This window comes from Acidovorax sp. MR-S7, from assembly GCF_000400995.2.
Classification (GTDB): domain Bacteria; phylum Pseudomonadota; class Gammaproteobacteria; order Burkholderiales; family Burkholderiaceae_C; genus MR-S7.
This window is the reverse complement of the sequence record NZ_DF238917.1, coordinates 92,638-99,324: the sequence shown is the minus strand read 5'-3', so window position 1 is coordinate 99,324 and position 6,687 is coordinate 92,638. Positions and strand designations below refer to the sequence as shown.

The window sequence follows — 6,687 nt, the reverse complement described above, 5'->3', positions numbered from 1 at the left end:
ACGGTGGCCTGGCTGGCCAGGGCCACGTTCAGCGAGGACTGGCCGGTGGCGGGGTTGAACACCGGCTGGGTGCGCTCGGTGTCGGCCACGAGCTGGCCGTCTATCAGGTGGCCGACGGTCTGGGTCACGGATTGGTCGTTGTGCATGGAATGAATGGTCAAAAGTGCCTCCAGCGCTTGCTGGGCAAGCGCTGGCAGCTATCAAAAATGAAGATCAGGCGGTCTCGGCCAGCGCGTCGCCCAGTGCGTTCACCAAGCGCTCGATCTCCGCCTCGGTGCTGATGAACGGGGGTGCGATCTGGATCGTGTCGCCGCCGTAGCGCACGTAGAAGCCCTTGTCCCAGCACTTCATCGCGACCTCGTAGGGGCGCTTGGCGGGCTCGCCCGGCAGCGACGCGATGGTGAAGCCCGCGGCCAGGCCGTAGTTGCGGATGTCGGCCACGTGCTTGGCGCCCTTGAGGCTGTGCACGGCCTTCTCGAAGAAGGGCGACAGCGCCTTCACGCGCCCAGGCATGTCTTCCTTCTGCAGGATGTCGAGCACCGCGTTGCCCGCCGCGCAGGCCACGGGGTGGGCGGAGTAGGTGTAGCCGTGGGGGAATTCGAGCATGTACTCGGGGCCGCCCTGCGCCATGAAGGTGTCGTAGATCTCCTTGGTGGCGACGCAGCCGCCCAGCGGCTGGGCGCCATTCGTCACCTGCTTGGCGAAGTTCATGATGTCGGGCGTCACGCCGAACACCTCGGCGCCCGTCCAGCCGCCGCAGCGACCGAAGCCGGTGATGACCTCGTCGAAGATCAGCAGGATGTTGTTCTGCGTGCAGATCTCGCGCAGGCGCTGCAGGTAGCCCTGGGGCGGAATGACCACGCCGGCCGAGCCGGAGAACGGCTCCACGATCACGGCGGCGATGTTGCTCGCGTCGTGCAGCGCGATCACATCCAGCAGCTTGTCGGCCAGGGCCCGGCCGTCGATGTCGGGCATGCCCTTGTGGAACGAGCCCACGGGCGGCTGCGTGTGGGGGATGTGGTCGGCCTCCACCGTCTGGCCGAAGGTCTTGCGGTTGCCCACCATGCCGCCGACCGAGATGCCGCCGAAGTTCACGCCGTGGTAGCCCTTCTCGCGGCCGATCAGGCGCGTCTTGCCGGCCTGGCCTTTGGCGCGCCAGTAGGCGCGGGCCATCTTGAGCGAGGTGTCGGCCGCCTCGGAGCCCGAGCCGGTGAAGAACACGTAGTCCAGGCCCGCGGGCGTCAGGTCCTTGATGCGGTTGGCCAGCTCGAACGAGGCCGGGTGGCCGAACTGGAACGCGGGCGCGTAGTCCAGTGTGGCGGCCGCCTTGCCGATGGCCTGCGCCACCTCGGTGCGGCCGTGGCCCAGCCCCGAGCACCACAGGCCCGAGAGGCCGTCGAAGATCTTGCGGCCTTCCGAATCGGTGTAGTAGGCGCCCTGGCCGCCCACGATCATGCGCGGCTTGGCCTTGAAGTTGCGGTTGCCCGTGAAGGGCATCCAGTGCGCGTCGAGCCAGGCGGCGTCCATGCGCGGGGAGGAGGTGGTTTCGTCGATGACGGCAAAAGACATGGCGGCTCTCCGTGAAAGGGAATGCGCGCATTGTGGTCCCGGCCATAATCCGTTGAAGCAACAAATATCCACGTTCACTTGCCAATCTATGCAAGTAAAAGCCCCCTCCCGCCAGCGCGCCGTGCTGGGCCAGCTCTCCGACATGGACCTGCGCCTGCTGCAGGTCTTCAAGGCCGTGGTCGAGTGCGGCGGCATGGCCGCGGCGGAGCTGGAGCTGAACATCGGCACCAGCACCGTGAGCCGTCACGTGAAGGACCTGGAAACGCGCCTGGGCCTGACCCTGTGCCGACGCGGCCGCGCGGGCTTCGCGCTCACGCCCGAGGGGCAGCGCGTCTACGAGGAAACGCTGCGCCTGCTGGCCTCGGTGCGGGGGTTCCTGGGCAGCATCGACGACATCCATGCGCGCATGGGCGGGCAGCTCGCCGTGGCGGTGTTCGACAAGACGGCCAGCAACCCGGCCGCGCACATCGACGCGGCCATCGCCGCCTTCGCCGCCGAGGCGCCGCACGTGCAGCTGCAGCTGCACGTGGGCTCGATCAACGCCATCGAGCGCGGCGTGATCGACGGCAGCTACCAGGTGGGCATCATTCCCGCGCACCGCAGCTCGCAGAGCCTGGTCTATGCGGACCTGTTCGGCGAAACCATGCTGCTCTACTGCGGCGCGGGCCACCCGCTGTTCGACGCGCTCCCCGCAGGGCTGGACTGGGACGCCGTGCGCCGCTACCCCTTCGCCGGCCTGGGCTACCACTCGCCCAACATGGAGCTGAGCCACGAGGCGCGCCTGACGCGCAGCGCCACGGGCTTCGACCAGGAGTCGATCGCCACGCTGGTGCTGTCGGGGCGCTTCCTCGGCTTCCTGCCCGACCATTACGCCGAAGGCTTCGAGCGCCAGGGCCGCATGCGCGCCGTGCGGCCCGAGGCGTTCCGCTACGACTGCCGCTTCGTGAGCCTGGTGCGGCGCTCGCCCGAGCCCAGCCGCGCGGCGCAGGCGTTCCAGCGCTGCCTGGTGCAGGAACATGCAGGAGTTTGAGGGAATTTGACCTCCAGCGCTTATGCAGTAAGCGCAAGCAGCTATTGAAATAGGAGCAAACTCAAGGGCTGGCGCGCTTTGCCGATAACATGGGCACCATGACCTCCATTGCCGCCATCGCCCAGTCCGGCCTCCAGGCCGCGCAATTGCGCCTGGACAGCAGCGCGCACAACGTGGCCAACATGAACACCGAGGGCTTCCGCCGCCAGACGGTGGAGCAGCAGGCCGCTCCCTCCCTCGGCGGCACGCGCGCCCGCCCGGGCCAGGCGGGCGAGCCCGGCGTGGCGCTGGAGCAGGAAGCGGTGGAGCAGATCGCCGCCACCTATGCCTTCAAGGCCAGCCTGCTGGTGCTGCGCACGGCCGATGAGATGGCCGGCGCGCTGCTCGATGTGAGGGCCTGACGGGCCCTCCGCCGTTGTCTCAGTCGTCGAATTCGATCTCGGTCGCCAGCAGCGTCGCGCCGTCGGGCGAGAGGCTGCCCTGCACCTCCACCTTCACGCCCACGGCGAGTTGGGCGGGCGTGCCGCCCTTGAAGCGCGTGGCGGCGTCGTAGCCGACCGTCACGCCGCGCACCACGAAGCCGCCCGCGGCCACGCTGGTGATGCGGCCTTCGATCTCCAGGCCGCCGCCGTCGCGGTCGTCATCGTCTTCCAGCTCCACCTCGCGCGCGACCAGGGTGCCGTTCACCAGCACGCCCTCGACTTCCACGCGCCGGCCCAGCGCCAGGCCGGCAGGCAGGCGGGCCGCGCCGCTGGCATCCACGTCCACACCGTTCACGGCGAAGCGCGTGCTGCTGGCGAAGGCGGTGATGTAGCCCTCCAGCTCGGCGTTCACGCGGCCCGTGGCGGGCAGGCTGCCCGTGCCGGTGGGCGTGGTCTGCAGGCGGGTGGCGGTCCATGCGCCGGCGGCGCCGGGCACGGGGTCCAGCTCCACGCGGGCGTACTGGCCGCTGGCCAGGCCCGCCGGCGGCGTGCCCAGGCCCGCATAGGAAACGGTGGCGGTGCCGATGCGGAAAGTGCGCGCGGCGCTGTCCAGGCCGCTCACCGGGCCGCGCAGCTTGTAGTGGCGGGCACCGTCCTCGTCGTCGATGCGGGTGGCGGTGTACTGGCCCGCGGCGTTCAGCAGGCCGTAGATTTCCACGACCTGCCCCACGCGCAGGCTGGCGAGGCCGCCGCGCAGGTCGTCGTCGAATACGGTGGCGGGGGTCACGCGCACCTGCTGGCCGAGCACGGCGAGGGTGCCGGCGGCGGGGTCGATGGCTTCGATGGGGCCTTCGATCTCGCTGCGCACGCTGATGGCGCTGGCGGCGGCGCGGCGCTGGCCGGTGAGGGCGTCGGTGGCGATGTCGCCGCCGTTCACCTCGACCACCATGCCCAGGCGCAGGTCGGCGCTGCTGGCCGCGGCGCCTGCGTCGGTGGCGATGCGGGCGGCGCTGTCGTCGTAGCGCACGCCGCCCACGATGATGGAGCCGAAGCCATGGATGGGCCCGCTGGCGAACGAGCCGGTGCCGCCGCTGCCCACGCCGGCCAGGCTGTCGCCGCCACCCCCTCCGCAGCCGAACAGGGCCAGCGCGGCCGATGCGGCGCCCCCGGCGAGCAGGCGGCGGCGGGCGGGAGAGGTGGGATGTGTGGGTTGCATGGTCATGCTCCGTGAGGGGGGTGGTGAATGGGGGGCTGCGCCATGGGTTCGGCGTAGGAATAGAAGCCGATGCGCACGCGCTGGTCCTGCGCACGGGCGGCGGCCTTGTCGCTGGCGATGTGCTGCTCCAGCAGGGGCACGAGGCGGCCGAACAGCGCGGCCCACTGCGCGGCGATCACCGGGCGCAGGGCGCGCACCGATTCCTGCGACAGCTCGTCGGCGTAGACGGCCTGCTCGAAGTGCGCGTCGCCGCTGCCGCCGAGCACGTTGTCGACGGCCGCGTGCAGATGGTCGCCCACGTTGTCGGCCAGCAGGCCCAGCATGCGCGTGAAGTCGGCGCAGGGCACGAAGGCATTGCGCTGCAGGGCCACGGTGTCGTCATCGGCATTCCATTCGGCCAGGCCCAGGCGGCACAGCTCGTCGAGCAGGGTGCGCGGGTGCACGTCGCGGGTCACGGACTGGGCCAGCGCCTCGAAGCTGGGCGCGGCGCCCTGGCGCGGCAGGCGGCGCGGCTCGGCGCCGTGGCCGCAGGCGGGGTCGGTCATCCAGCGCGCGAAGACCTCGCCGGCCAGCCAGCGCCGGGGCGGGGGGGCGGCCTCGGTCCCGTCGGCGGAGCGGGCCTGCAGGAGCCGGCCGGCCTCGCGGCGGCTCAGGCCGGTGGCGGTGCTCACGCGGCTCACCAGGCCGTGCGCGGGCGCGTCGGCATGCAGGCGGCGCGCTTCCTCCACGAGGGCGGTGCGCAGCAGTTCGTCCAGGGCGGGATAGGGCAATCCGCGCGAGAGGGCCAGCCGCGCCAGCGGCCGCAGGAGCTGCCCGAAGGCGGAGAGCAGGGCGGTCTGATCCGGGGTGTGGGACATGGCGTGACAGAGCGGGCCGCAGCCCGGGAAACCATCGAAGCCCCGGATTCTAGCGTAAATGTGCAAATTGCACATTTACGCGCGACTGGCCGGTCAGCCGGCGAGCGCAGGCTCTGCGCGCGGCTGCGCGGCACGCCGCCGCAGCGCGCGCTCCCAGGCCTTCTCGTGGAAGAAGAAGGCCACGGCCTGCACCGTGGGCTCCAGCAGGCTGAGGGTGAGTGAGGCGATCAGGTTGCCCGTGACGGCGTAGGCCACCAGGGCGGCCACGCAGACGTGGATCACGTAGTAGCTGCCGGTCTTCATCAGCGTGGGCAGGTTCTGGCGGGCGGTGGCGCGGATGCGGGACATGGCGGGACTCCGGTTCGAATGCATGGATGAATGCTATTCATTCGTATTTGAAAAGACCAATTGATCGTCGCTAAACCGAAGATTGAAACTATTGTTCGGCCCGCGTTCCGCCCTGCCGGCGCCGCATGCCGGCCGCTATGATGGCCGCTCCCTTTTTCCATCCACCAGGCACAGAACGGGAGCGCGCATGGCACTCATGGACTTCATCAAGAAGCAGTTCATCGACATCCTCCAGTGGACCGAGGACGGCGACGGCACGCTCGCCTGGCGCTTCCCCATGGCGGGCATGGAAATCCAGAACGGCGCCGCGCTGGTGGTGCGCGAGTCGCAGATGGCCGTGTTCGTCAACGAGGGCCAGGTGGCCGACGTGTTCGGCCCCGGCACGTACAAGCTGACCACGCAGACGCTGCCCGTACTCACCTACCTGAAGCACTGGGACAAGCTGTTCCAGTCGCCATTCAAGAGCGACGTGTATTTCTTCAGCACGCGCCAGCAGGTGGACCAGAAGTGGGGCACGCCCCAGCCCATCACCATCCGCGACAAGGACTTCGGCGCCGTGCGCTTGCGCGCCTTCGGCAACTATGCCTACCGCGTGGCCGATCCCAAGCTGTTCCACACCGAGATCTCGGGCACGCGCGAGTCCTACCCCGCTGCCGACCTGGAAGGCCAGCTGCGCGGCATGGTGCTGCAGAACATCAGCAACGCCATCGCGGGCAGCGGCCTGCCGTTCCTGGACCTGGCGGCCAACCAGGTGATGTTCGCTGACGCGCTGCGCAAGGAACTGGCGCCCGCGTTCGAGAAGATCGGCCTGAAACTCGAGGCGATGACGGTGCAGAACGTCTCCCTGCCCGAGGAGCTGCAGAAGGTGCTGGACCAGAAGATCGGCATGGGCATGGTCGGGGGCGACATGGGCCGCTTCATGCAGTACCAGACGGCGCAGGCCATCCCGAAGTTCGCCGAAGGCGCGGGGACGGGCGGCGGCGGCGTGGCGGGCGACGCCATGGGCCTGGGTGCCGGCGTGGCGCTGGGCCAGGTGCTGGCGCAGAACCTGCAGCAGGGCCTGCAGGGCGGCGCCGCGCAGCAGGCCGCTGCCGTGGGCGTGCGGCCCGAGGAGGTGATGGCCACGCTGGAGAAGCTGGGCGACCTCAAGGCCAAGGGCATCCTCACTCAGGAAGAATTCGACGCCAAGAAGGCCGAGCTGCTCAAGAAGCTCGTCTGACGCATCTTTTGATAGCTGCTGGCGCT

At 69.8% G+C, this 6,687-nt stretch carries 7 protein-coding genes; 3 read left to right on the top strand and 4 right to left on the bottom strand.

The features are described 5' to 3' along the window. Positions 1–213 precede the first annotated feature (213 nt). Positions 214–1,569: an aspartate aminotransferase family protein gene (locus tag AVS7_RS10310; RefSeq protein WP_020230531.1), complete on the bottom strand. Its 1,356-nt coding sequence runs from the start codon at positions 1,567–1,569 to the stop codon at positions 214–216. 88 nt (positions 1,570–1,657) lie between these two features. Here AVS7_RS10310 and AVS7_RS10305 point away from each other — a divergent pair, with 88 nt between their 5' ends. Together AVS7_RS10305 and AVS7_RS10300 are read left to right on the top strand one after the other, a co-directional pair. Then, positions 1,658–2,599 (top strand): LysR family transcriptional regulator, encoded by a 942-nt coding sequence (locus AVS7_RS10305; RefSeq protein WP_020230530.1) that lies wholly within the window; start codon positions 1,658–1,660, stop codon positions 2,597–2,599. 98 nt (positions 2,600–2,697) lie between these two features. Next, the gene (locus AVS7_RS10300) at positions 2,698–3,000 is read left to right on the top strand and encodes a flagellar basal body protein (protein WP_034691625.1); all 303 of its coding nucleotides are present in this window, start codon (positions 2,698–2,700) and stop codon (positions 2,998–3,000) included. Between the two features lie 19 nt (positions 3,001–3,019). Here AVS7_RS10300 and AVS7_RS10295 read toward each other — a convergent pair whose 3' ends face one another. From AVS7_RS10295 to AVS7_RS10285, 3 genes are all read right to left on the bottom strand, one after another. Further along, the gene (locus AVS7_RS10295; protein WP_024001300.1) at positions 3,020–4,237 is read right to left on the bottom strand and encodes a DUF5666 domain-containing protein; all 1,218 of its coding nucleotides are present in this window, start codon (positions 4,235–4,237) and stop codon (positions 3,020–3,022) included. A gap of 2 nt (positions 4,238–4,239) precedes the next feature. After that, a complete protein-coding gene (locus tag AVS7_RS10290; protein WP_020230528.1) occupies positions 4,240–5,094 on the bottom strand; it encodes a DUF6502 family protein in 855 nt (284 codons plus the stop codon). Between the two features lie 93 nt (positions 5,095–5,187). Then, positions 5,188–5,442, bottom strand: coding sequence for a DUF2061 domain-containing protein (locus AVS7_RS10285; RefSeq protein ID WP_020230527.1), 255 nt, complete (start codon positions 5,440–5,442; stop codon positions 5,188–5,190). Between the two features lie 187 nt (positions 5,443–5,629). On the opposite strand from AVS7_RS10285, the gene AVS7_RS10280 reads away from it, so the two are divergent. Beyond that, the gene (locus tag AVS7_RS10280) at positions 5,630–6,661 is read left to right on the top strand and encodes an SPFH domain-containing protein (RefSeq protein ID WP_020230526.1); all 1,032 of its coding nucleotides are present in this window, start codon (positions 5,630–5,632) and stop codon (positions 6,659–6,661) included. The last annotated feature ends 26 nt before the right edge of the window (positions 6,662–6,687 follow it).